Here is a 24412-nt window from a genome sequence, read left to right as displayed (position 1 = left end):
AGGCTCTAAAAAGCTTTGTGTTTTAGGAAAATATTGCCTAACTAAGTCCGTTTGTATGCTCATTTAAGCCTCTTTCCCAAGAATGGTAGGGCGTTGCAAAGTAGAAGTCTGTCTCTAGCTCGAAACTAAACATTTGGTGATAGGCAAATTCTTTTCCGTTGTCTGCTGTTAGTGTGTGTGCAAAATCTTTGATATGTTACCAATTATTGTACAATAAGGTTGACTTAGCAATCTATTCATTTTGTTTCTATTTCATGATATTCAAGCACGAGAACTAGGATCAGGCGCACAAACTAGATTAGAGATAGCTAAGAATTTGGGCATAACTTATAATCTGATCTGTTCCTTCATAGCATGTGCTATCGCTAGTGATTGGTTTACTTCCAAAAGTTTCATGTTGCTATTTCATCTTATCTATTTGAAAAACAAAGAGATAAACTCAACATTGAGGTTTGTAGGAAGAAAGGAACCGTCCTCTGAAAAAGAAGAAAAGTACCTAAGAGAAATCTGCGAATATCAGTATTGCAGTTTCTCAAGGGGCACCCCTTATATGGTTTTCTATAACCTAAAAGATCACAGTGTTGAAGCACAAAAAAACAAACACATCTTAATAAGGAATTAAGATGTGTAATTTAAAGGAAAATTATTCTTTCATGGTGAGAAGAAACTCAGCATTGCTACCGGTTTTCTTAAGACGGCCAAGCAGCAAGTTCATAGCATCTAAAGGAGCTAGATCTGCTAATGCTTGGCGCATAACATAAATTTTTTCAAGCTCTTCTGGATGATATAAAAGTTCTTCTTTACGAGTTCCGCTTTTAATCAGGTCAATAGCTGGCCATACTCGACGATCCGCTAAGCGTCGATCTAGAACTAACTCCATATTTCCAGTTCCTTTGAATTCTTCAAAGATTACCTCATCCATACGAGATCCGGTATCAATCAATGCAGTTGCAATAATTGTTAAAGAGCCACCCTCTTCTATATTTCTTGCTGCGCCAAAGAATCTTTTCGGTTTATGCAAAGCATTTGCATCGATTCCTCCTGTTAAAATTTTACCAGAATGAGGCTGAACGGTGTTATAAGCACGCGCTAGACGGGTTAAAGAATCTAAGAGAATCAGTACATCATGGCCATATTCAACAAGACGCCTTGCTTTTTCAATCACCATTTCAGCTATTTGAACGTGTCTTTCGGGAGGCTCATCAAAAGTAGAGGAAATAACCTCTCCTTTGACGCTACGGATCATATCAGTGACCTCTTCTGGGCGCTCATCAATTAATAAGACCATGAGAAATACTTCTGGATGATTGACAGCAATAGAATTAGCAATGGTCTGTAAAATCATTGTTTTCCCCGTACGAGGAGGGGCTACAATAAGCCCTCTTTGTCCTTTTCCAAAAGGAGCTGTTAAATCAAGAACTCGCGGGCTGAGTTTTTCCTTACCACATTCCATCACAAGGCGAGCATCGGGATAAAGAGGGGTAAGGTTTTCAAATAAAATACGGTCTCTTGCTTTTTCAGGGGGTTTATTGTTAATCTTTTCTACTTTTAACAGAGCAAAGTATTTTTCCTTTTCTTTAGGAGAGCGGATGGTTCCATACACCGTATCTCCTTTCTTTAAATCAAAACGACGAATCTGTGCTGGCGAAACGTAGATATCTTCAGCAGAAGGAAGATAGTTATAATTAGGAGAACGTAAGAAGCCAAATCCATCTGGCAGAATTTCAAGAACTCCTTCTCCTACCAAAACCTCTTGAGGTTTTTCAGATAAAAACTTTACGATTTCGAAAACCATCTGAGATTTTGTGAGCGCACCCAGATTTTTCAGACCAATATTGCGTGCAAAAAGGGTAAGTTGGTCCATATTCATTCTTTGAAGATCTGCTATTTTCGTAATCGACTCGACGGGAGTGGTCATGAAAAGGGAAGAATTATTTTGTTCTGGGTCCTGGAACCCTTGAGTGGTGTCTTCGTTTGTCATTGAAGTTAAGGCTCCTTCGTTTAAATTGCCCATAAATTTTTATTGAGTGGTTAGCAAGGAATACAATTTGGTCACTTGGTCTTTTAAGTAGGCTAAACTTCCATTGTTTTTAATCACATAGTCAGACTTTTTTGCTTTACTTTCAGGATCGATTTGTTGAGCCATGCGTTGCTCAAATTCTCTTATTGTTTGATGTGTTTGTTTGATGAATCGCTTTTGGCATATGGATAGATCAGCTGTAACTGTAATGACAATATCAAATTCGTCTTGTTTAAATAGCTCATAAAGTAAGGGAATCTCAGCTATAAATAAAGGGTATTTACCAGCCTGCCTAGCATGTTGATATTCTTTTTCAATTTCAGTATACACAACAGGATGAATTAATGCTTCTAAGACTTTTAAAAGCCTTATATCAATAAAAGCTTGTTGTGCAATTTTTTTTCTATTTAAATAATTATTTTCAGCAATGCTTGGACCAAATAATTGGACAAGCTTCTGACCAATTATGCTGTCCGGTACTAGTAAATTATGGACAATCTCATCAGCACTTACAACAAAGGCACCCAAGTCTTTAAATAAATGGCACACAGTTGTTTTTCCAGAGGATAGCCCACCAGTTATAGCTAGCTTTTTCAATTTTAGCATTCACTCCAATTTTTTCCAATAGCAATATCTACTACTAAAGGAACTTTTAAAGACATGACACTCTCCATAATCTGTTTTACTTCTTTTCCCAGTAATAAAATGTCTTGGTCGGGAGCTTCAAATAAGAGCTCGTCATGAACTTGCAGAAGCATTTTAGCTTTTTTAGAAGACTGTTTTAAATAATTATCTACTCGGATCATCGCTATTTTAATTAAATCCGCAGCACTTCCTTGAAGAGGGGTATTAATAGCTAATCTTTTTGCAAATGCTCGAATAGAGGGATTTTTATTATGAATCTCTGCAATAGGGCGCTGACGACCGGTAATGGTTACAACTTTACCTGTTTTTCGAGCGGTTTCTTCACAAAATTCAATAAAATCTTTTACTTTTTGATAACGCTGAAAATACGTTACAATAAAGATTTCTGCCTCTTTGTAGGAAATATTAAGATCTTGAGATAAGCTAAAAGCTTGTTTCCCATATAAGATTCCAAAATTAACCGCTTTTGCTTGATAGCGCATGGTAGGAGTTACTTCCAAAAGAGGCACTCCAAAGACCAAGGACGCGGTATAGCTATGGATATCTTCTTGATTGTTGAATGCTCGAATTAAAGCAGGGTCTTCTGAGAGATGGGCTAAGATTCTTAGCTCGATTTGTGAATAATCAGCGGATAAAAAACTATAATCGAGTTCTTGAGGCTCGAATGCTTGGCGGATCTTTTTCCCCTCTTCTGTTCGAACCGGAATATTTTGTAAATTGGGATTTTGACAAGATAGACGCCCTGTTGCTGCTGTAGATTGATTGAATGTGCAGTGAACCCGTTTTGTTACAGGATTTACTTGCAGAGGTAATGAATCGGCATAAGTAGAGCGCAGTTTTTCAAGAGTTCGGTATTCTATAATTTTTTTAACGATGGGATATTCTTTTTTAAGTGTATCTAGCACATCTATAGATGTAGAGTAACCAGTTGTTGTCTTCTTAGGAGGTTTGATTTGTAGTTTTTCAAATAGAACAGAGCTTAATTGTTTAGGTGAATTTACATTGAATTTCTGACCTGATAGTTCATAAATTTGTTGCTCAAGATGTAAAATTTTAGAAGACAGAGCAAGAGATGTCTTTTCTAAAGTGTTTACATTTATATAAATACCATTGCGTTCCATTTCTGCAAGAACAAAAATTAAAGGAATCTCTACTTCTGTAAATAAAGTAAATAAGCCTTGTTCTTGTAGTTTTGGCTCCAATTGTTCTTTTAATTGCAGAGTGCAATCTACATCTTCACAACAATAATCCTTTATCAGATCAAGAGAGACGTCTAACATAGATGTTTGTTTTTTCCCCTTACCTATTAAGCTCTCAATAGATATTTTTTCTCTGCCTAATCGTTTTAGAGATAGTTCATCGAGACTATGTCTCTGTGTATTAGGATGTAACAAATAAGAGGCTAGAATGGTATCAAAGTGAATCGATTGCAGAGAAATAGTCTCGTTTTTTAATACATGCAGATCATATTTAATATTATGGCCTATAAAACCAATTTCTTTTTTTTCTAAAAGGGGTTTGATTTTTTTAATGACAACTTCTTTACTTAAAAATCCATTTAAAGGGACGTACCAAGCATGTCCTGCTTGAACAGCAAATCCAATCCCTACCAGTTGGGCTAACATAGGATGTAAATGAGTTGCTTCTGTATCTATGCAGATCTTTGTTTCTCGTTCTAATTTTTTAAGAAGCTGTTCTAAGGATTCTACATCATTGACTAGGGAATAGTTTTCCTGGGATGCCTCTGTATTAAGAGGAAGCTCTTTTAATAAAGAAAGAAAATCCATCTCTTGAAAAAATTGCTTAATTTTTGCAGTATCGGGGTTCTTAAGTTGAAAAAAAGATGGTTGCGTGGGGGTTTCAATATGTATATCAATTCTTGCGAGTTGTTTGCTCATCAAAGCGATTTCTTCTTGTTTAAGCAGGATTTCTCCTTTTTTCCCTTTGATCTTGCTAACGTTTGCTAAAATTCCTTCTAGAGAACCATATTGATTGAGCAACAAGGATGCTGTTTTTGGTCCAAAACCCTCTAATCCAGGAATATTATCGGAGGAATCCCCTGTTATAGCCAGAAAATCAACGATTTTTGATGGTTCAACTCCATATTGATCTTTTACTTTTTGTTCATCGATTAGTAGGTTATCTTTGTGTAGGTGAATGATATGGATTTTATCTGAAATAAGTTGGCACAAATCTTTGTCACTGGAACAAATGAATACTTCAGAGCCTTCTTTTTCAGCCCATTTTGCAATACTTCCCATTGTATCATCCGCTTCTATTCCCTCTATTGACAGGAAAGGGATCCCTGCGATTTCACAAAAGTATAGAGACCTTTGTAATTGCTCTACCAAATCTAGCGGCATAGAAGTACGATGGCTTTTATATTCGCTGTAGATCTTGGTTCGTGATTTTTTATTATCTGGACCATCAAAGACACAGATTACATATTCAGGGGAAAAATCTTTGATTAATTTATAGAGAGAGCGAATAAACCCATATAACGCATGAGTGGATTCTCCTTTTAAATTGGTCATAGGAGAAATGGCGTAATAGGCTCGAAACAAAAGATTAACTGCGTCGACAATATAAATTTTATTCATGAATATAAAAAACCCTCCCTACTTTTAGGGAGGAAAAAGCAGGGTTAGAGAAGTTGTCCTGGTTGATAAAGATAAAGAAACTTACCTTCTAATTCTGGATGAAGAGAATGAGGTCTAGGGGAAAATAAATGACTCATTTTTTCTATGAAAGAACATCTAGCCTGGGATAATTCTGATAGAAAATTATGAGCGAGTTGGATAGTCATCACTTGATACGATTCTAAGTTTGCTCGGCTGGCAAGTGCTTCTAGCGTTTCATTATAGCTGCTATTTGCTACATCTATGTAACCATACTCCAACGCTTCTTCAGATATAAATACATGAGCACCATAATCGGAAATGAGTTTTTGTTTGTTCAAAGCAGGACGTGCTGATGTAACAAGATTTACAAATTGCTGATACATGGCGGAGGTTAAGTTGCGATAGGAGAGGTCTTCATCTTCTTTCCAAGGTCTAAAAGGATTTAACGCATCCTTATCTTTACCTTGTGTGATTGTCAAAGCCTCTACTCCGTAGCATTGCATCAAAGTAGAGAAATTAAAAGCCGGACCAAAACGCACTCCGACAGACCCTATAACACTATTAGAAGAGGCAAACACTTTATCTGCAGCACAGGCAATATACATACCACCTGATGCACACATGCCATCTACATACGCATAAACAGATAATTTATGCTTTGTTTTAAAGTTCATTATAGCGCGATAAATCCCATCGGAATCCGTTACAGTTCCTCCTGGTGTATTTATGTAAAGCACAACCGCCTTTACTCGATCGTTTTTCAATACACCTTCTTGGGCATCGATTAATAAAGAAGTGATTTTTTCTGTGGTAAGATTTTTTATGCCTATTATTCCAGAGATATCCAACTTCAATATGACATCGGAAGTAGGGCCTATTAGTTGTCTTTGACCCTTGGCATCTGGGCTGAGCAAAAGCGTACTTTTTTCTGGTTGTATATAGGGAGAAGAAAGACTGATTAAACCAAATAAGATAAGCATAAGGGCTGTAAAAAAACCGATAAAAACAGCAAAAGAACGAAAAAAAGAACGAATAGTAGAAGTTATAATCGATTCTCTAGGGTAGTGCATATTTCTTATCTCCAATAGATATTATGGGTTCTTGAATCTTAGAGAAGTATAGTTTTTTGATCCAGCTTTTTACCTTGTCTAAGAAAATCGCATAGAGTATATAGTAGTGCCAATTCAAACGGCTAGCTTAATGGGGTTCAAGTCAACGACTTGAAACTTGTCGTTAATCCTGTATTTTTCTATCCGATTGAATCGGAACCACTATATACTAGGATTTACTTTTTTATAGAGCAATAGACATGATCAGTTTTTCTTTTACAGATTTGCAACGGTTTTGGTGGTTAAAAATTGTATTTTATCTTGGGCTGCTAATTTTTATCAGTTTTTTTCTCAAGAAAATCCTTAGGAAGATAGCAAGACGTTTTCCTTTAGATTGTTGGAAAGGCAGGATCGATACTATTTTTTATTTACCCAGTTTTCTTTTTCTATGGATTTGTGCTATTTGTTTGATCACTTCTCTTGTTGCAGTTCATTTTCGACTCCCTCTTATCTACGAATATAGTCATTCTTTTTTTAAAACAATCGTTATTTTTACCTTAGTTTGGGTGTTTTTGCGTTGGAAAAAAGAAATAGAGAAAGATTTTATTTACTTTAAGCAGACCAAAAAAAAAATCGATATGCCACATGTTTTCATGATAGGTCGATTAATTTCCATTGTTGTTATTTGTATATTTTCGTTGATCATTTTACAAATTTGGGGATTAGATATAGTTCCTCTAATTGCCTTTGGAGGTGTAGGTGCAGCAGCTTTGGGATTTGCAGCTAAAGAGGTTATTGCCAATTTTTTTGGAGGCATGATGCTTTGGATCAATCGTCCTTTTGTGTTAGGCGATTCCATTTCCTTACCTGATCGTGGAGGTTTAGAGGGGATTGTAGAGGAACTAGGTTGGTATTTAACTGTAATAAGAGATAGAGATAAACGCTTGGCCTATTTACCTAATGCCATTTTTTCTACGATCCATGTCATTAATATATCGAGAATGAGTCATCGACGTATTCAAATTACGGTGGGTATTAGAAAAGAGGATTTTGCGAAGTTAGGAGAGTTGACACAAACCTTAAAAGAAGTATTTGAAAAGCATCTATCGGTAGATGCTTATTTACCGATTAATGTGATTTTCTCTTCTTTTGGAATGTATTCATTAGAGTTATTTGTAGAAATCTATACCAAACAGACAAGATACGAACAGTATTTACTAGTAAAACAAGAAATTCTGTGTCTTTTATATAAAACAATTCAGCAAATGGGCATTCAGGTGCCAAACCCTATAATGGTTATTGAAAAATGATTTAAGATTTATTTTGCTTAACAACTAATAGTTGTCTTTTAAAGAGCTCTATAAAAGCTAGAAGGCCAAGCGTTATAAATAGCAAATATAAATAAGCAGAGAATCGATATCTCATAGCTAACCCGATTAAAATAAAAAATTGCAACGCTGTAGATACTTTGCCCCATCGAATCGATTCAAAACGGTATCCCGACCAGGCTGATCGAAAACTTAAATAGATCCCAAATAAACACAAGAAAAAATCACGTGAAACAATTGCACAAGCTTGCCAGATAGGCAATCTTTTTTCCATTAGCAAAATAGATAAAATAAAAAATACAAAGAATTTATCCATGGCAGGATCTAAAATAGCTCCAAGCCTTGTAACAGCTCGACGCTTGCGTGCTAAGTAACCGTCTACGATATCGGTTATCATGGCTAGAATAATAGCAGTGATACGTACAGGAATACTTTCATACAGAAATAAAAATGCTAAAGGAGCGCGCAAAAGTGATAAGCTATTTGATAAACCAATCATATTAGTTTTTGACTCATTTTGATTTAAAAGCTAGTTCTAGTTTATAGAAGGATTTGCCTTTTGGACCCTTTTCCATTGCTTATACCAAATTCCTGCAATTACCGTCACACCGAAAACTATCAATACAAAAATATTGGCGGTTTTAAAGTGTTGCCATATGACCTTATAAAATTGACTAAAGCTGTAAAATAAATAAAAGTAGACCCCGCTCCAAATAAGACATGCAAAAGCGTCCATAAAGATAAATCGAAGAAAATTAAATCGACTCATTCCAGAAGACATAAAAATGCAGTTACGTACTCCAAAGGGGATAAAGCGTCCAATAAGAAGGGTTAAAAATCCATATCTTTCATAAAAATTTTTGATTTTTTTCATCCGGTTTACATGAAAGATCGATTGAAACCACTTAAAACGAGACAGCTGTAAGCCAAAAAGACGGCCCATCCAATAAGCACACCAAGCGGAAAAGTAACAGCCAAGGATAACACTTATCAATAAATGCCAGGTGTGTTCTGGTAGAATAGTAGCAGCGATAAAAGCACTGAGCAAAATCAACAGGTCTGTGCTTAACGGTATATTAAAACCAGCTAAAATAATCCCTCCAAATACATACCAATGTGCGTTATGGGCATGGCGCGTAATCAGTTCCAACAAACATTCCATATGCTTTCCCTTATATCACACTTTCCATTAATTGGATATTTGTTCAAACAAAATATCCATTAAAAACTCGGAGCTAAGCTTGTATAAAAAAACTTTTTATTATATCCTAGTAAGGAATATACTTTAAAAGAGGGGAGTATGCTTTTTAAAAAAAATAAAAACCTTATTGCTTTAAGCGCTACTATTCTCATTTCTTGTTTTTTATTATTGGCCATTTATGGAAAGGTTTTTTACCCCTCTGAAAAAATCAAAAAGTTAGAGCATTGGGTTAGTTTTTTTGAAATATGTTTTATCATAGCTCTTTTTATCTACAGAAATCATTGGCCCATGTGGGTGATTACAGCTGTGATGTTTGCTTCATTCGCTGGGTATTCTATTTTTTGGTATAGCATTAAACTTCCCTGTGCTTGTATGGGAACACTCATTCCGCACGCTTCTTCACTGTATTTTTTTTTAGATCTTATCTTTTTTGTTCTTGGTTTAAGCATGACTTATCTTTTACAGATAAAACATTCTGCTCTCTATTTTTGGGGTTTTTTGGGAGGGGCTTTTTTTTTAATAGGCTACGCTTTTGCAGAGAAAATTTACCAAAAATTTATTTTATTATAAGAGAACTATGGAAGAATTAGCGACGTTTGCAGGAGGGTGTTTTTGGTGTATACAACATGATTTTGATCATTTGTCAGGTGTTTTACAAACACAGGTTGGTTATACAGGAGGGGATATAAAAAATCCCAGCTATAAAGAGGTTTGCTCAGAAAAAACAGGACATGTAGAAGCTGTTCAAATACTCTATGATCCAAGGCAGATTAGTTATGAAAAACTTCTAGATTTTTATTGGCATCATATTGATCCTACAAGATCCGATGGCCAATTTTGTGATATTGGTTCGCAATATCGACCAACGATTTTTTATCACAACGCACAACAAAAAGAGTTAGCAGAGTGCTCTAAAAACGAGCTACCCTTATCCTGCTTAGTACAAATTTTGCCAATGCAAACCTTTTATCCGGCAGAGCTATATCACCAACAGTTTTATAAAAAAGATCCTGCAAGATATGAATCCTATTCTTTCTATTCAGGTAGAAAACAGAGATTAAAAGATTTGTGGAAAGAATAAAACATTATAATAGATGGACCTTTCAACCTTCATAGGTTAGCTTGGAAGTTCTTTCTACCATTGATACAATTATGCCTTTATGTCCTGTCCCTATGAACCTCAGTTTTGGGTTTTCTAGAAAATAACTAGTTCTAAACTTTCCTTATCAGACATCTTAGAGCCTGTTTAAAATCTTTTCAAAAGTAGAGCAATAAAAGCAAGAGCCACCATATTCAGGCTTGTATGTAGTTTTCTTTCGCAATTTTTCCATAGCCTGCGACATTTTTCTATCCACGCAAAAGAACGCTCTACAACCCATCTTTTGGGGATAACTGTAAAAGTGTGAAGTGCATTTCTTTTGGCTATTTCTAATATACATCCTAATATTTCCTGCACACTCTTTGCAAATCTTTCTCCAGAATATCCTCCATCTGCTAAAACACTTTTTACAACGAACAAATGGTTTTTATGTAGTGAAAATGCTTCTATACACCCATTTCTGTCAGTGATATTAGCGGTGGTAATGTGAATCGCATGAGGAAGCCCTTGGGTATCGACTGCTATATGTCTTTTTATTCCTGATATTTTTTTCCCTGCATCATATCCTTATCTTCTCCGCTGTATCAGTATTTTTAACACTTTGAGCATCAATAATTACAAAGCTTGTTTTCTCTTTCCGACCACTGCTTTTTCTGACCTCGCCAACTAATTTTTTTTAAAACTATTTCAAGAATACTCTTAGAATTTTTATCATCTTTTTTATTCCAAAGAGGGAAATAATAATCACATAATTCCCATTTAGGATATTCTATGGGTAACATACGCCACTGGCAACCACTTGTTAAAATGTACAAAATTCCACAAAAAATATCATATAGATCAACTCTTCGTGGACGTGTTTTTTTGCGTGTAGACTCAAGTATTAGATGGATTTTGCTAAATTGTTTACGAGAAATATCGCTTGGATAAGAGCGGGTCATAACTACCTCCAAAGGTTTTATGAAAACTATCATTATACCTTAATGAGAAGATTTTAAACAGGCTCTAAAGGGATTGACACCATTTGAACATATTATCAAAAGTTGGCAAAAAAAACCAAAAAGTTTTAGAACTAACCCACTCCATCACACTTTGGAACTAAACATCTAAGAGATTTGAGTTCTCTAATTGCACATAAGGGGAATATAACCTACATTCCCAGCCCTAGGGCATTTTTTTGGAATTAGCCCATAGATTTGAATTATCGTTTCTCCAAACAAGCAAATGACTTTCTTTCGAATTGCGTTAATGTTGCTAATAACCTCTCTAACAACCTGCAAGAGTGATTCATCATAAAAACGGACAAGACCAATCCCTTATAAGAATAACTAAATAAAAGATATTGTTCAAATATTCTAATAGAAAAGACGCTTGTTAAGTATTGCTAGATTCAGCAAGCACAGGTTCTGTAGATAGTTCCTCATAGGGATCTTTTAATGTCTCTTGATGGGCAATGAGGTTATCAAATTGGTGGCCTAAAGAACGAACGGAGACCATCCAGGCGCTGATTACTCCTAAGAGAATGATAGCAACATAAGGGGTGCTGAGAGCAACGGTTCCGAAGAACATAAGAAGGGTTTGATGGATGAGGGCGCCTCCTGATTTTCCAAGACGAGAACCCACACCATCAATAGCTGCTTTCCCTTTTTGTTTACATTCTTTGCTTAAAGGGGTAAAGGCCATTTCTTTGGTGACATCGAATAAGGTGTACTTAGAAGCTCTAGCTAAACAGTTTTGCAGGGAACCAAAAAAGACACAAAGCGCCAGAGGGGTAATTCCTAAGAAAGCAGAGATAGAAGCAAAACCTACATCTTTAAAGAAAAAGCAGGCAAAGAAAGCGACTCCGGTAAATAAAAGAATAAAAGGAGAAGCTAAAGCACTAAAAGTCCAACTGAACCGCCTAATGATCACGCTGGAAATAAAGATGCTGGTTACCGTAGCAACAATGCCGATCCACTTAAGGATTTGCCCCATATAGGCATTAAAGTCAGCAGGGTTGGGATAGAGTTGTTTCACTTGATCCTTCCATACCACTTCAATTAAGTTAATCGCGATATTATAGGTTATCACAATGACAGCAATACAGATAAGATAGGGAGACTTAGCTAGGTAGCCAAAATTTTTACGCATACCCATTTTAATTTTTTCATTTCCATTCTGAGCAAAGTAACTTTCTGAGTTATAGCCTTGTTTCTTTTTATGCATATAGCGGAAAATCAACATGCATAAAATCCCGTTTATAATTACTAAAGAGGTAAGAAAAAAGACTGCTTGGTCCCAAGCGTTATTACCAAAAGGCAGGAAGGGGTGATAATTTAAGCGAGACATCGAGGTAGCGACTTGACCAGCAACGATTCCCGATATATTAATTCCAATTCCAAGTAGACCATAATAGCGTTTAGCATCATCAACAGAGGTCACGTCATTAGCAAATCCCCAGAGCAAGACCGTCATAATAATTGTGCTCCACATCTCTGACATGACGTAGAATAAGGTGAATGTCCAATTGCGAAATAAAGCGATAAAGCCTTGAAAGCCCATAGGTAGGGATTGTTGTATGCGATCGCCTAAATGGTGTGGATGCAGTGTGTCTTGGAAAGGATATAGAAAGAAGAGAAATATCGTAAAAAACCCGATAAAGATGCTCATCATAGCATAGAAGGTTTTTTCTCTAGAGAGACGATTCGATACTCTAGTAAATAAGAAGGTAAATAGAAAGGCCATGGGAACAATGGCCCAGACCTTAATAAAAGGGAGGGCTTCAGCACCAGAGGAAGGGGCTGTTATGACAAGAGCGTCTTTTGTTGCTCTTAAGAGACTGTAATTGAATCCAATAAGAAAGAATAAACACAAAAGAGGCACAAACTTGAGCAGCTCATGGCGGTAGATTGGCCATATACAAGCGCGTAACTTGCTAAATTTTGCTGCCGCAAACATATTCCTGCCTTGAAGTTGCCTTAAATTATAACCTTTTTTACTTATTTTTCAATAATAAAAAAAAAAAGCAGATAAAAGGCAATTGTTTAAAATATTTTATTTAACTATCTGATAATCCATCTATTCCAGGCAGATGCCCAAACTCTAGGTATTCTAGAGAGGCTCCGCCTCCTGTTGAGATATGCGAAAAAGAGCTAGCAAGGTGCAGTTGATTGATAGCAGCAACTGAATCTCCACCGCCTACTACTGAAAGGGCTTTTGAAGAAGCAATCCATCGAGCAATTGCTTCTGTTCCTTTTGCAAACGCAGGAAATTCAAAAACTCCTAGAGGCCCATTCCAAAATATAGTAGAAGCTTTTGTAAGAGCTTTTTCCCAAATAGCAATGGTTTCTTCTCCTATATCCATTCCTTCCCAACCATCTGGGATTCCTTGATTAACTTGGATGTATTTGCTGTTTGCCTCTTTGGAAAAGTTATCTGCTATTAGCAAATCTACAGGCAGCCAAAGCGGTAGCTTTTGATCTTTACAGCTTTTGATCAGTTGCAGGGCCTCATCTAGCTGATTTTCTTCACAAATAGATTTTCCAATTTGATAATCTTGGGCTTTTAATAGAGTATAAGCCATCCCCCCTCCAATAAACAAGCCGTCTACTTTTTTTAAGAGAGACTTTAACACGCCCAGTTTACTTGAAATTTTTGCCCCACCAATGATTGCATAAAAAGGACGCTGTGGATTTTTTATTAAAGAACTTAAGGAATCGATTTCTTTTTGCATGAGAAATCCCATAGCGGATTTACCAGGAAAGTATTTTGTAATAGTTGTAGTCGAAGAATGTTCTCGATGCGCTGTTCCAAAGGCATCATTTACATATAAATCTCCAAAACTAGCTAGTTTTTTAGCAAATTCTGGATTGCTTGAAGGGTTTTCTTCTGCGGGATCAAATCGTAGATTTTCCAATAAAAGTATTTGATTTGGTTGTAGATGAGTAACTAAGTTTTGTGCGCTAGGACCTATACAGTCTTTAGCCATTAAAACAGGGCGTTTGAGTAAAAAGGCAAGAGCTTTGGCACAAGGCTCTAATGAGAGTTTTGGATCGGGTTTCCCCTTTGGTCTACCAAGATGGCTCATTAGGATGACAGATCCTTTATTTCTTAAGATATACTGGATGGAATTTAGTGCTTCTTTAATTCGCGTATCATCTGTAATGATTCCCTCTTCATTTATAGGGACATTTAAATCGACACGCAAGAGTACTTTTTTATTTTTTACATCAAGCTGTTTTAAGGAGAGTTTATTCATCAGAATACTTTTTATTTAAAGTGAAGAAAAAGGATTTGCTTCTTGACAAAAGCGTGTACCTTGTTTGCGTTTTTTTAGTTCGTGATGGATCGAAAAAAGCAAATCTTGATCAAAGTTTTGACGCGCAGCCCATCGTAGATACTCAAGAGGTATTTCAGAGAATTTACGTCTTTTATGTTTTCCAAGAGGCATGGTTTTTAATAAAATAGGTCTTTTTAAACGTTCAAGGATTTGCGTGACTGTTTTATAACGTTTAGCAAGAAATTTAAACACTTTAATATTTACTATAACATCATTCATAGCTCGATGGGCACCCTCTTCTGCGATGTTAAAATGTTTGCGTAACATTTCTAATGAGTTGGTAGGACTTTCTCCATATAAACGGGCTAATCGCAAGGTATCTACATAGCGGATAGAGGAAAGATTATTGGGAACAGCATATTTTTTTGCAGAGGCATTTAAGAAAGAAATATCGTTAGTAATGCCATGGCCAATAACAATATAATTGTCAATAAGCTCAAAAATGCGAGGTAGAATTTCTTGAATTTTTGGCTTTCCTTTTACCATTTGATCTGTAATATGGTGAATAGCTGTTGACTCTTCTGGTATAGAAAAAGAGGGTTCAATTAATGTTTCAAAAGAATCTATGATGGTATCAAAATTAAAGCGTGCAATAGCAAATTCAATAATTTCATCTTTGTCTGGATCCAGCCCAGTTGTTTCGCAGTCTAGGCAAACAAACACATCTTTGTGAAGTAAGGTCATGATTTTTCTTGGAGTAATGATTTGATCTTTTCGGTAAGAATTATTCTGTTTTGTGGCTCCTTAATAGAGCAAGTGAAAAATTCAAAAGACTGCATGGGGAAAACAGATGAGAGTGTTTTGGAAGCAGCATGGATTTGCTTTTTTATTTCTTGGATTTTCAGTTTATCGCTTTTGGTAAAAATAATTAACAAGTTTTTATGATAAAAATGAGCCCATTTGATGAAGCTCAAATCATCTTCAGTAAAAGATCGTCGAATATCTACTAAAAATAAAATCAAACGTAAACTCGAACGTGTTTTTAAATAGAGATCGATTAATTCGCTCCATTTTTCTTTGGTTTTTTTGTCTACTCTTGCATAACCATAACCAGGAAGATCTACTAGAAGAAATTGCTGATCAACAGTAAAAAAATTAATGGTTTGTGTTTTTCCTGGTTTTGAAGATGTTTTAGCAATCGTATAATTATTAAGAAGGTAGTTGATTAGAGAGGATTTGCCTACATTAGATTTTCCTACAATAGCAACTTCTTTAAGGGGGAGCTTTTGGGGATTGTTAATATGGGGGAAGTCAGAAACGCAAGCAGCGGCTGTGATAAATTGTGCATTGTAAAAAAAAGATTTTTTAGACATGCAACCCCATTACTACAATTTGCCTTTGTGCCTCATTAAGATGGGTCATGTAGATGCGAATGGTTTCTTTAGGTAGCAAGGAATCAATTTTTTCAGCCCATTCCAAACAACAGAGCCCTTTTAAGTAAAAGAAATCATCAAATCCAGCAGATACAAACTGGGTTGCATCGAGAAGGCGATAGAGATCAAAATGATACACAGATGAAAGTTTTCCTTGATAAATATTGAGATAGTTAAATGTTGGACTACAAACATCTTGGGAATCAATCCCTGCAGCACCGTAAATAATTCCTTTAAGCAGCGTTGTTTTCCCCGCTCCTAAATCCCCAAATAATCCAATTATCGGATGTAGGTCAATAAGAAGTGATCCGATTTTCTGTCCGATGCAGAGCGTTTCTTGAGCGGACCTACTAATAAAACTCTGCTCCATCAAAAATCTCTTTTTAAGTCTCTTCCCTCTCTTCTTCTAGCCATAAGTCTACAAAGGCAGAAAATTCATCGTAATTAGCAAGGGTTTCTACAAAAGCATTAATTTTTCCTTCTTCTAAATGAGTCTGAATAAAAGACATGAAGTGCTCTTCAATCTGATAGCGATTTTGACTGGGCACTTCTTCTAAAGGAATATTTTTTAGCTGGTTTTGAACAAAGTCTTGAATTACCGCTTCTTTACTGTTAAATAATTTACCAGTAACAGCAGAGGAAAAGACAATTTTTTTAATGGGTTCTTTGCGCTTGACAATATAGTTTTTTATCACGTCGAAGTCTTCTGAAACCAAGAATCTTTTTGCTTTCAATCCACCGACCCGTTCGGTATTTTCAGGGCATTTGGAAACCCAATCGTAGATGGCATCTTGCGGGTTAGGGTGTGTATTATCTGCAAATACCTTTCCTGTAAATGGACATATATAGATTTTTTTACTCTGTTCGTTAACACTTTCCTGTCCATATTGAATTTTAATTTCTGTTTCACGCCAAAGCTTACCCGCTTCTTCCAATCTATGAATAAGATCTTCTCTGCTCTGATAGATCATTTTATCTCGTATGAAGAGTACGGGCTTTAAGTTAAATTTTTTTTCTAAAAAAAAGAGATAAGTTGTGATTAAATCCGCTTTTTTATTCTTTTTTAAGAATCTAAGCATTTCGCTTTTAATAGTTTCTGGAATTGCAATAACCGACATTTTTCCCTCTTACAGTCAAATCATTAAATTTGTGGAAAAGAAAAGAGTATCTTAGGATCTATTTAATGTTCAAGTTAATAGATCTCTTGCATAACCAATAAGCAATCTAAAATTTTAAAGTATTTTAATCCATGAGATATGATTGTTTAAGCGATATAGCTGGAAATGCTTTTGTTAAGATAGGAATCTATAAATGAAAGCTTTAAAATAAGGGGTTATGCAAGAAATCTAATGTTCGAGAACTATTGCCTCTCTAAACATAATTGTGTTTGTTCATTGCTAAGGCTCTTAACAAATAAATAATTTGTAGATAATCATTTCTGTTTATGTTATCATGCCGTGAAAATGTTTATTTTAGCAGAAATTGTAAACAAAAAAAATTATTTTAACGTCTTGTTTTACTTTAAAGGTATAAAAAACCTCTGTTAGCTATTTTAGGAGGCATCTAATGGCCCAAGCCTGTGAAAAAACGCTTACTTTAGAAGAAATTTCGGTTTCTGGTTATGAAAAAATAATTAGAGTGCTAAATCCAGAAGTGGGACTACATGCAATTATTTGTATACACTCTAGCGTTATAGGACCCACTTTAGGTGGTATACGCATTTATCCCTATCCCAATGAAGAAATAGCTTTAAAAGATGTAATGCGCCTTGCAAAAGCCATGACTTATAAGTCTCTTCTGTCTGAGTGTTCCTGGGGGGGAGGAAAAGCTGTTATTATAGCAGATCCTAAAGTGGATAAGACAAAAGAACTACTCTCTGCTTTTGCAGAAGCAGTACATCAACTTAAAGGAGAATACATTTGTGCAGAAGATGTAGGTTGTTCTCCTGAAGATGTTCTGCTTATTAGCAAAACCACTCCTTATGTAGTAGGTCTGCCTCATGAAAAAAGCAGTGGAAATCCTGCTATTTTTACAGCTTGGGGAACTTTTAGAGGGATACAATCCGCCCTCAAGAAAATATACAATTCTTCTGATTTAGAAGGTCGTAAGATAGCAATTCAAGGTATAGGTACGGTAGGTTTTGAATTGGCTAGGTTGCTCTTTTGGGCTGGAGCCCATCTCATCATTAGCGATCTGGATCAAAAAAGATGTTTAGAGCTTCAGCAGCTCACCGGTGCTGTTATTCTCTCTACAGAAGAAATCTTAAAAGCAGAATGCGATGTGCTAGCGCCTTGTGCTATGGGTGGGATATTAAACTCTCGCACCATTCCTCTTTTGCGCTGTTTAGCTGTTGCTGGTTGTGCTAATAACCAACTACTTAATGATAGCGATGCTGATGAGTTAGCTAGTCGTGGCATTTTGTATGCTCCTGATTTTATTATCAATGCAGGAGGATTAATCAATGTATCGCTAGAGCTAGAGGCAGAAGGGTATAGTCCGATTCGAGCTCGTAATCGCGTAAATCGCATTTATGACCAGCTCATGGTTATTTATAAAATTGCCGAGCAAAATCGCTTCTCCACTCATAGGGCAGCGCTTTCTTTTGGCGATTATCGTCTAAAGTATCAAATTGGTAAGCGCATAGAACCTCCTTATTTTCATCATGCATCCATGTAATTTATGACTCATTTAATTAGTTTAATAGAGGAAAAAGCAACGCAGGCGATTGCTAACCGTTTTTCTACTGAAATGGTAGACCCCATGCTTTTGCAAGCAGAAATTACAGAGAGCACACAGCCTCAATTTGGGCATTACCAATGTAATAGCGCTTTAAAAATTGCTAAAATAGTAAAGGGGAATCCTAGGCAGATTGCAAAGCAGATTGTGGATGTAATAGATCTTTACGACCCAGCAGGTCATAAAATGATTGAAAAAATAGAGATTGCAGGTGCTGGCTTTATTAATATCTTTCTATCTCCAGATTTTTTAGCTAAGCGAATCGAATCTATGCTTTCAGATGAGCGCTTAGGGGTTCCTTTAGCAAAAAGAGAAAAAATTATTGTAGAATTCTCTTCTCCTAATATTGCAAAAGAGCTGCATGTTGGGCATTTGCGATCGACAATTATCGGTGATGCTCTCGCTAGACTATTTGAGTTTTTAGGTTATGAGGTATTGCGTTTAAACCATATAGGGGACTTTGGCACGCAATTTGGCATGCTAATTGCTTATATTCAAAAATATGAATTGAATACTTTTCAAGATGCGATCGATCTTTCCACTTTAATGAGCTGGTATAAAAAAGCAAAACACCATTTTGATCAAGATCCGGAATTTAAAAAACTATCTCAACTAGAAGTGGTGAAATTACAACAAGGAAATAAAAGCTCTTTTCAGATTTGGGAGAGAATTTGTGAGGTTTCCAAGGCTGCTTTTCGAGAAATTTATCGGCTTTTAAATGTTCGTTTAATAGAAAGAGGAGAGTCTTTTTATAGTCCTTATCTTGCGCAAATAGTTGCGGATTTAGAGCAAAAAGGGTTAGTTGCGATATCTAATGGAGCAAAATGTATCTTCTTAGATGGTTTTATAGGAAGAGATAACGCTCCCTTGCCTATGATCGTGCAAAAATCAGATGGGGGCTACAATTATGAAACCACAGATATGGCAGCGCTTTATCATCGGGTGCAAAAAGAAAAAGCGACTCGGATTATTATTATAACCGATGCAGGGCAAAGTTTGCATTTTGCCATGATTTTTAAAGCAGCTGAAAAAGCCGATTATTTTGATCCCAAACAATTACAATTAGATCATGTCCCTTTTGGTGTTGTATTAGGCCCTGATGGGAAAAAATTTAAAACTAGATCTGGTGAGACGGAAAAACTGATCGATCTATTAATGGGTGCTATTCAAAGAGCTAAACAAATTCTAGAGACAAGACTTCCCTTTCTATCAGAAGAAGAATTAGAAAAGAGCGCTAAAATTTTAGGCATAGATGCCGTAAAATATGCAGATCTTTGTTGCCATAGAATCAAAGATTATGTTTTTAGCTATGATCGGATGTTAAGATTTGAAGGAAATACCGCTGCGTTTTTATTATATGCTTATGTACGTATTCAAGGCATTAAGCGTAAAATAGGGAAAGAAGTTGTAAAAGGGCCTATTGTACTTTCTCATCCTTCTGAAGTGGCGATGGCTTTTCATTTATGCCTTTTTCCAGAAACGCTACAAAGGATGTCGCAAGATCTTTTACCAAACCGTTTATGTGATTATCTGTACGCCTTGGCAGAAAAGTTTCATGCTTTTTTCCGTGATTGTAGGGTAGAAGGTAGTAGTGAAGAAAACAGCCGGTTATTGCTATCAGAGGCAACGGCTCAGGTTTTAAAAAAAGGGTTGTCTATTTTAGGTTTGCGAACTTTGGAAAGAATGTAGATCGACTACAGTCTTATTCGGTTGGTTGGGGATTTCTTGTACATACTTGGGGATACAATACCCAGGAAGTCTAGCAGAGAGTTGTTTGATTAATTCCCGTCCCTTTTCTATAGATGCTTCAAAATGTTGTGTGCCTTTTACACGATCGAGCTGATGTAAGTAATAAGGTAGAATGCCATGGTTACTAAGCATAGTAAATAAATCGGCTAATACTTTTAGATCGTCATTTATTTGATGCAATAAAACCGTTTGGCAAAGTAGGGGAATTCCCAGCTTTTGAATCCGTTTTAGTGCTGTAAAAATAGCATTATCTAGTTCTTTTGGGTGATTGGAATGTATGACAAAAATCACTTGTTTATCCAAACAAGAAAGCAGAGAAATCAATTCAGCATCGATTCTCTCAGGAATTCCAATCGGAAAACGCGTGTGAAAGCGAATCTTCTGAATGTGGGGGATTTGATTTAATCCTTCCAATAAATGTTTAAGTTTTGCATTGCTTAGCGAAAGAGGATCTCCTCCACTTAGGATAATCTCTGTTAAGCTTACATCTTGTGCTAATTCTTCAAGCTCTTTATTAAAATCAAGGGTTTCTTTTTCATAAGCGAAGTTTTGTCGAAAACAATATCTACAATGCATAGCGCAAGCGCTTGTGCACAGAAGTAAAGCTCTTCCTGTATATTTATGAAGAAGCTTAGAGGTTTTTGTAAAAGAGCTATCTAAAACAGGATCGGATACAAATAATGGGTGATCCTGGAGTTCTTGTTTAAGGGGAAGAAACTGCAGTAATAAAGGATCTTTCCAATCACCCTTTTTTATTTTTTTCGCTAATCGATAAGGAAGATTGAGTACAAAATGAGAAGAAATCAGTACTTTTTTTTCCGCTTCTTCTAAAGGAAGTTTTAAATAGGAAAGTAAAGACTTCCAATTGGTAAAACTCTTTTTTTGTATAGCTCTCCAGCAAGATGTTTTTGACATGGGTTAAAACATGGGTAATTTTCTAAGACATTCTATGGGCTTATCGATTTAGAATCAATTTATTACCATAAAAACTAGATTTAAGGTTTTTAAAATGCTATGCAATAAAACAGTTTAATCCTAAAATTAAAACCTTCTTTCCTAAAAGATATAATAAAGGTTTTTATGCCCAAATCCCTTACTCGAGTGCTCATTATCTCTATTTGGATTTTTTTATTAGCATGTTTTTTATATGGGCCTAAATTTTCTTCTGCTTCTAAAGACTCGATTAATGTTTTTACATGGGGTGGTATTTTAAATGAGGAGATCATTCAAAGCTTCGAGAAAAAAACAGGCATTAGAGTGAATGTTAATAACTATTCCTCTAATGAAGAATTGATTCTGAAGCTAAAAGCAACAGAAGGGCAAGGCTATGATCTGGTCATACCTTCTGATTATGCAGTGAGTATTTTGGTTAAAAATCAATTAATCAAAGAATTAGATCGAAAGAAACTTCCCTTCTTTCATCAGCTCCTTCCCGAATTATTAGGGCATTTCTTTGATCCGGAAAATCATTATTCTATTCCACTTTTTTGGGAGGTTTATGGCTTAGGAATCGATAGAGATTTTTTTACCAAACTTTTTATACCCTCTTGGAGCATGATTTTTGACCCAAAATTAGTAGATTATCGCATTGTTATGGTGAATGATCCCATTGAAGCCATTGAAATAGCTGCATTTTACCTATGTGGCCCCATTTCTTCTCTCTCCAAAAATCAAGCCGAAAAAGTAAAAGACCTTTTGTTACAACAAAAGCCATGGGTAGCAGCCTATGCAACCTCGCGAGCAGATTACTTTCTAGCTACTAAAAACTCCCCCCTAGCAGTGGCTTCTAGCTCCTATATTTTTCGCTCAAAACGCAATTTTGACTTTATTGATTTTGTTGTTCCTAAAGAAGGATCTTTTATTTCTATTGAAAATCTCTGTATCCCTAAAACGTGCGATAAAGAGATTTTAGTCTATCAATTTATCAATCACCTCTACCAAAAAGAATCCATACGCGTATACTGGGATTCCTTTAGACTTTTCCCTGCCTTAGACGATAAGCAGGATCTGGATTTTGATCTTCAAGCACATAAGATTTTTTATGGTTTAGCAGAGGATTTTAAAAAGTATCATTTTTTTAAAAATCTTCTTCCTCAACAGAAAATGCGAGATATTTGGGTGGAGATTAAAGTCAACTAACCTAGAGGGTTTTTTCTAGGTAAGAACCTCAGTTTTGGGTTTTAGTTCTCTAATTGCACACAAGGGGAATATAAATTCTCTTAGAGCCTGTTTAAAATCTTTTCAAAAGTAGAGCAATAAAAGCGAGAACCACCATATTCAGACTTGTATGTAGTTTTCTTTCGCAATTTTTCCATAGCCTGCGACATTTTTCTATCCACGCAAAAGAACGCTCTACAACCCATCTTCTTTGACGCCTATAAATCAAAAATTAGGTTAATGAATGTTCTAGTTTGTCAAAAACTAAACAAAATTTACTTAAAAATGAGATGATTTTTTTTAATATAGCTTCAATAATAAGGGCTGCGGAAAATAAGGAATGGACAATTTCCAGAAAAATTCAAATTACTCTTTTAATGTCCTGTACCCTGCAGGACATTAAAAGAGTAATTTGAATTTTTGTAGAAATCAGCCCTATTGTTTCTTTTGCGAAAAAAACAATATGGATCTCTTCATGAATAAAAAACGATTACCACCCAGGCACATTCAAAAACATTCAGGAGTGACTCCTCAGCCTGATCTTAAACTTATTCAAACTCTTGATACCATTACTGATCCTAGAGGAGCATCCTGCAATTTTATTCATCCTCTTATAACGATACTTTTTATCACAATCGTTTGTTCTTTGTGTGGTGCTGATGATTGGGAAGCTATTGTGTTACAGGCCCATTCAATCAAAGAATGGTTGAATCAGTTTGTAGATATGACAAACGGAGTCCTATGCATAAGAACTTTTAAACGTGTTTTTTCCATATTGGATCCAAGTGAGTTTGAGAAAATACAGCAAACTTTATCTGATTTTATAAAAGAAAAAAAATCTGGAGAAATCGTTAGTTTTGATGGGAAAACTATGCAAGGTACCTCATATTCAGGAAAAGGTCAGTCTTTTCAAGTTTGAAGTGCACAGAAGAATTAAAAAAAGAATAGGCAAGCGATGAAAGAATCTCTATTGTGATTTTTAACAATCAAACACAAAAAGAGACCTTGCTTAAAGGCTACCATCACCTAACCTATGACCAAAGATGTCAGATTTATATTTTACAAGCTAGAGGAGATACATCTAGCTCAATAGCAACCATTCTAAAAGTTCATCATGAACCTATCTTGAATTGAATATAAATTTTCGCTATGATACCAGATCTTTTTATTTTTTAACTAAAGACAGATGACATGAGCAAGCAAGGATTAAATGAAGAACAGTTTAAAATACTCGAACCTCAAATGGAAAAATGGGTAAATCGTAACCATTATGGAAGAAAATTAGCGCCATGGAGACCTGTAGTGAATACTATTTTCTGGGTGCTTCGGACAGGAGCTCCTTGGAAAGATGCACCTAGAAACAAGGAGTTTTCTCATCCCTCAACAGCACACGCATGGCTTGGAAGAATGCAATCTGCTGGATTTTTAGATCAATTTTTAGAAGAGCTGCTTAAGCTTGCCGAACAGCTGGGGTGTATTGATGCCCAGAGACTCTCTGTAGATGGTTTTTTTTTCCAGCGGACGCGGAGGAGGAGAGCAAGTTGATTATGGCTACAAAGGTAAAGGCGTGACATCGCATTTACTGGTAGAAAAATCAGGAAAGCCTCTTGCAATCACTTTTACATCAGCATCCGGGGATGAGAAAAAACAAGTGATCCCTCTGCTTAGGAAAGTCATTCCCTTCATTAAAAAAGCATGGAATCAGGGAAAAGTACCCATACTTGAAGCAGATAAAGGTTATGACTCAGAGCAAACACGTATCGATGTTCTTTCCCATGAGGTTTTTCCTCTGATAGCTCGGAAAAGAAACACTAAGGGATATAAGATAAAAGGCATTTGCTACCTTGAAAAGCAACGTTGGGTCGTTGAGAGAACGATTTCTTGGTTAAAGACATGCTTCCGTCGTCTTACAGTGCGCTGGGAAAGAAAGGCAATATATTGGAACGGACTATTAATGTTTGGACTACTGGGATATTGGATGAATTTCTTAAGTCGGCAAGTATCTTTAAAACAGTAAATTTAATTCAAGATAGGTTCATAGCACTATTAGTAGGGAACTTAAGAGAAATAAAGGGCAACGAGGATACCGTCATCAGCAAGCTAAAGAAAAAGCATT

23 protein-coding genes and 3 pseudogenes are annotated in these 24412 nt (G+C 35.9%); 10 read left to right on the top strand and 16 right to left on the bottom strand.

What is annotated here, in order from left to right:
- Nucleotides 1-9: 9 nt before the first annotated feature.
- The 5 genes and pseudogenes from RHABOEDO_RS10275 to RHABOEDO_RS10255 all read right to left on the bottom strand — a co-directional run.
- Nucleotides 10-193, bottom strand: a pseudogene (locus RHABOEDO_RS10275) (IS30 family transposase); the annotation flags it as partial.
- 450 nt (nt 194-643) lie between these two features.
- Entirely contained in the window at nt 644-1918 is a 1275-nt protein-coding gene (gene rho, locus RHABOEDO_RS10270; RefSeq protein WP_256439911.1) for a transcription termination factor Rho, read from the bottom strand.
- Nucleotides 1919-2020: 102 nt separating this feature from the next.
- The gene (gene coaE, locus RHABOEDO_RS10265; protein WP_434062173.1) at nt 2021-2617 is read right to left on the bottom strand and encodes a dephospho-CoA kinase; all 597 of its coding nucleotides are present in this window, start codon (nt 2615-2617) and stop codon (nt 2021-2023) included.
- A 2-nt stretch (nt 2618-2619) separates the two neighbouring features.
- Nucleotides 2620-5265 (bottom strand): DNA polymerase I, encoded by a 2646-nt coding sequence (polA, locus tag RHABOEDO_RS10260; protein WP_215217140.1) that lies wholly within the window; start codon nt 5263-5265, stop codon nt 2620-2622.
- Nucleotides 5266-5309: 44 nt separating this feature from the next.
- The gene (locus RHABOEDO_RS10255) at nt 5310-6356 is read right to left on the bottom strand and encodes a S49 family peptidase (RefSeq protein WP_215217141.1); all 1047 of its coding nucleotides are present in this window, start codon (nt 6354-6356) and stop codon (nt 5310-5312) included.
- 239 nt (nt 6357-6595) lie between these two features.
- Here RHABOEDO_RS10255 and RHABOEDO_RS10250 point away from each other — a divergent pair, with 239 nt between their 5' ends.
- Entirely contained in the window at nt 6596-7645 is a 1050-nt protein-coding gene (locus tag RHABOEDO_RS10250; RefSeq protein ID WP_215217142.1) for a mechanosensitive ion channel family protein, read from the top strand.
- 1 nt (nt 7646) lies between these two features.
- Here the strand turns inward: RHABOEDO_RS10250 and RHABOEDO_RS10245 are convergent, their stop codons facing one another.
- Together RHABOEDO_RS10245 and RHABOEDO_RS10240 are read right to left on the bottom strand one after the other, a co-directional pair.
- The gene (locus RHABOEDO_RS10245; protein WP_215217143.1) at nt 7647-8162 is read right to left on the bottom strand and encodes a CDP-alcohol phosphatidyltransferase family protein; all 516 of its coding nucleotides are present in this window, start codon (nt 8160-8162) and stop codon (nt 7647-7649) included.
- Nucleotides 8163-8198: 36 nt separating this feature from the next.
- On the bottom strand, nt 8199-8816 hold the full coding sequence (locus RHABOEDO_RS10240) for a DedA family protein (protein WP_220017611.1): 618 nt from the start codon (nt 8814-8816) through the stop codon (nt 8199-8201).
- Between the two features lie 147 nt (nt 8817-8963).
- On the opposite strand from RHABOEDO_RS10240, the gene RHABOEDO_RS10235 reads away from it, so the two are divergent.
- Together RHABOEDO_RS10235 and msrA are read left to right on the top strand one after the other, a co-directional pair.
- The gene (locus RHABOEDO_RS10235) at nt 8964-9434 is read left to right on the top strand and encodes a hypothetical protein (protein WP_215217145.1); all 471 of its coding nucleotides are present in this window, start codon (nt 8964-8966) and stop codon (nt 9432-9434) included.
- 7 nt (nt 9435-9441) lie between these two features.
- A complete protein-coding gene (msrA, locus tag RHABOEDO_RS10230) occupies nt 9442-9945 on the top strand; it encodes a peptide-methionine (S)-S-oxide reductase MsrA (RefSeq protein WP_215217146.1) in 504 nt (167 codons plus the stop codon).
- A gap of 165 nt (nt 9946-10110) precedes the next feature.
- Here the strand turns inward: msrA and RHABOEDO_RS10225 are convergent.
- The 7 genes and pseudogenes from RHABOEDO_RS10225 to RHABOEDO_RS10195 all read right to left on the bottom strand — a co-directional run bounded on the left by RHABOEDO_RS10225 (nt 10111) and on the right by RHABOEDO_RS10195 (nt 16763).
- Nucleotides 10111-10904, bottom strand: a pseudogene (locus RHABOEDO_RS10225) (IS5 family transposase).
- Nucleotides 10905-11337: 433 nt separating this feature from the next.
- The gene (locus RHABOEDO_RS10220) at nt 11338-12900 is read right to left on the bottom strand and encodes an Npt1/Npt2 family nucleotide transporter (RefSeq protein WP_215216628.1); all 1563 of its coding nucleotides are present in this window, start codon (nt 12898-12900) and stop codon (nt 11338-11340) included.
- A 100-nt stretch (nt 12901-13000) separates the two neighbouring features.
- A complete protein-coding gene (locus tag RHABOEDO_RS10215) occupies nt 13001-14200 on the bottom strand; it encodes a phosphoglycerate kinase (RefSeq protein ID WP_215216627.1) in 1200 nt (399 codons plus the stop codon).
- Between the two features lie 15 nt (nt 14201-14215).
- A complete protein-coding gene (locus RHABOEDO_RS10210) occupies nt 14216-14965 on the bottom strand; it encodes a putative quorum-sensing-regulated virulence factor (RefSeq protein ID WP_215216626.1) in 750 nt (249 codons plus the stop codon).
- Nucleotides 14962-15594, bottom strand: a complete 633-nt coding sequence (gene yihA / locus RHABOEDO_RS10205) for a ribosome biogenesis GTP-binding protein YihA/YsxC (protein ID WP_215216625.1) — start codon at nt 15592-15594, stop codon at nt 14962-14964. Before yihA ends, RHABOEDO_RS10210 begins: the two co-directional genes overlap by 4 nt.
- A complete protein-coding gene (tsaE, locus tag RHABOEDO_RS10200; protein WP_215216632.1) occupies nt 15587-16024 on the bottom strand; it encodes a tRNA (adenosine(37)-N6)-threonylcarbamoyltransferase complex ATPase subunit type 1 TsaE in 438 nt (145 codons plus the stop codon). The genes yihA and tsaE overlap by 8 nt, the downstream gene beginning before the upstream one ends.
- A 13-nt stretch (nt 16025-16037) precedes the next feature.
- Nucleotides 16038-16763, bottom strand: a complete 726-nt coding sequence (locus RHABOEDO_RS10195) for a DUF2709 domain-containing protein (protein ID WP_434062189.1) — start codon at nt 16761-16763, stop codon at nt 16038-16040.
- A gap of 457 nt (nt 16764-17220) precedes the next feature.
- Here RHABOEDO_RS10195 and RHABOEDO_RS10190 point away from each other — a divergent pair, with 457 nt between their 5' ends.
- Both RHABOEDO_RS10190 and argS read left to right on the top strand, forming a co-directional pair.
- A complete protein-coding gene (locus RHABOEDO_RS10190; protein WP_215216623.1) occupies nt 17221-18330 on the top strand; it encodes a Glu/Leu/Phe/Val family dehydrogenase in 1110 nt (369 codons plus the stop codon).
- Between the two features lie 3 nt (nt 18331-18333).
- Entirely contained in the window at nt 18334-20079 is a 1746-nt protein-coding gene (gene argS, locus RHABOEDO_RS10185; protein WP_215216622.1) for an arginine--tRNA ligase, read from the top strand.
- Here the strand turns inward: argS and RHABOEDO_RS10180 are convergent.
- A complete protein-coding gene (locus RHABOEDO_RS10180) occupies nt 20050-21054 on the bottom strand; it encodes a KamA family radical SAM protein (RefSeq protein ID WP_215216621.1) in 1005 nt (334 codons plus the stop codon). The two genes, argS and RHABOEDO_RS10180, sit on opposite strands and share 30 nt — an antisense overlap.
- 165 nt (nt 21055-21219) lie before the next feature.
- Between RHABOEDO_RS10180 and RHABOEDO_RS10175 the strand changes: the two genes are divergently transcribed.
- Complete coding sequence (locus tag RHABOEDO_RS10175) at nt 21220-22278, top strand: ABC transporter substrate-binding protein (protein WP_215216620.1); 1059 nt, start codon at nt 21220-21222, stop codon at nt 22276-22278.
- Nucleotides 22279-22369: 91 nt separating this feature from the next.
- On the opposite strand, the pseudogene RHABOEDO_RS10170 reads toward RHABOEDO_RS10175, so the two are convergent.
- A pseudogene (locus RHABOEDO_RS10170) lies at nt 22370-22507 on the bottom strand (transposase); the annotation flags it as partial.
- A 264-nt stretch (nt 22508-22771) separates the two neighbouring features.
- Between RHABOEDO_RS10170 and RHABOEDO_RS10165 the strand changes: the two are divergent.
- Genes RHABOEDO_RS10165 through RHABOEDO_RS10150 form a run of 4 tightly spaced genes read left to right on the top strand, consistent with a single transcriptional unit; the run spans nt 22772 to nt 24313 of the window.
- Nucleotides 22772-23215 carry an ISAs1 family transposase gene (locus RHABOEDO_RS10165; RefSeq protein ID WP_215217805.1) on the top strand — a complete coding sequence of 148 codons (444 nt, stop codon included), beginning with the start codon at nt 22772-22774 and terminating at the stop codon, nt 23213-23215.
- Nucleotides 23216-23268: 53 nt separating this feature from the next.
- Nucleotides 23269-23430 (top strand): helix-turn-helix domain-containing protein, encoded by a 162-nt coding sequence (locus tag RHABOEDO_RS10160; RefSeq protein WP_215217806.1) that lies wholly within the window; start codon nt 23269-23271, stop codon nt 23428-23430.
- A gap of 57 nt (nt 23431-23487) precedes the next feature.
- Entirely contained in the window at nt 23488-23841 is a 354-nt protein-coding gene (locus tag RHABOEDO_RS10155) for a transposase (protein ID WP_215217041.1), read from the top strand.
- Nucleotides 23798-24313: a transposase gene (locus RHABOEDO_RS10150; protein WP_215216393.1), complete on the top strand. Its 516-nt coding sequence runs from the start codon at nt 23798-23800 to the stop codon at nt 24311-24313. Before RHABOEDO_RS10155 ends, RHABOEDO_RS10150 begins: the two co-directional genes overlap by 44 nt.
- Nucleotides 24314-24412: the final 99 nt, after the last annotated feature.

The organism is Candidatus Rhabdochlamydia oedothoracis, assembly GCF_019453995.1.
GTDB lineage: Bacteria > Chlamydiota > Chlamydiia > Chlamydiales > Rhabdochlamydiaceae > Rhabdochlamydia > Rhabdochlamydia oedothoracis.
Note: the sequence above shows the minus strand (reverse complement) of the source record. Positions and strands in the feature narration are given on the sequence as shown.